The organism is Vibrio sp. 2304 (assembly GCF_033339475.1).
Lineage (GTDB): Bacteria > Pseudomonadota > Gammaproteobacteria > Enterobacterales > Vibrionaceae > Vibrio > Vibrio alginolyticus.
Window position 1 is genome coordinate 1 of sequence record NZ_JAWOUQ010000086.1, and the last position, 598, is coordinate 598.

The window sequence follows — 598 nt, forward strand, 5'->3', positions numbered from 1 at the left end:
TCATTCTGTAAATAAGGCTTTGCCTTGAAATATTTAGATTTCTTGCTGTCTTAGTTACATTCCACTTGTTTTTTTCGAGAGATTCTAATATCATTTTCTTCTCTAATTCATTAATTGCACTGTCTATATCATTGGTCTTTATATCACTTTCATTGTTTTCATTAAAAATGATTTCTTTTAAATAATCAGGAATATTGTCAAGTCTTAAATATTTCTCATTATCTAATGACCTGACCATTATATTTTCAATAAAATGTTCTAATTCTCTTATATTCCCTGGCCAAGTATATTTTCTCATTATCTCTTTTAGAGAATCTTCAATTCCTATTATATTTTTGTTCATTGTCTTATTAAATTTTTTTATATAATAATCAGAAATCTCAAATATGTCACTTTCCCTCTTATTTAGAGGTGGAATATATAGATTATATCCAGATATTCGGTAAAAAAGATCTTGCCTTAATCTTCCTTTTTCAACTAATTCGTAAGGATCTTCATTCATTGCACTTATAATTCTGCATTTTATTGGAAATGTTTCTTTCCCACCAACTCTTCTGGCACTCTTTTCTTGAAGTGCTCTAAGCAACTTAGTTTGCAT

Annotated in this window: 1 protein-coding gene; it reads right to left on the reverse strand. The window is 27.8% G+C overall.

From position 1 onward, the window contains the following. Positions 1-598 (reverse strand): sigma 54-interacting transcriptional regulator (locus R7P64_RS24390; protein WP_318124193.1); only part of this gene is annotated, 598 nt, incomplete at both ends.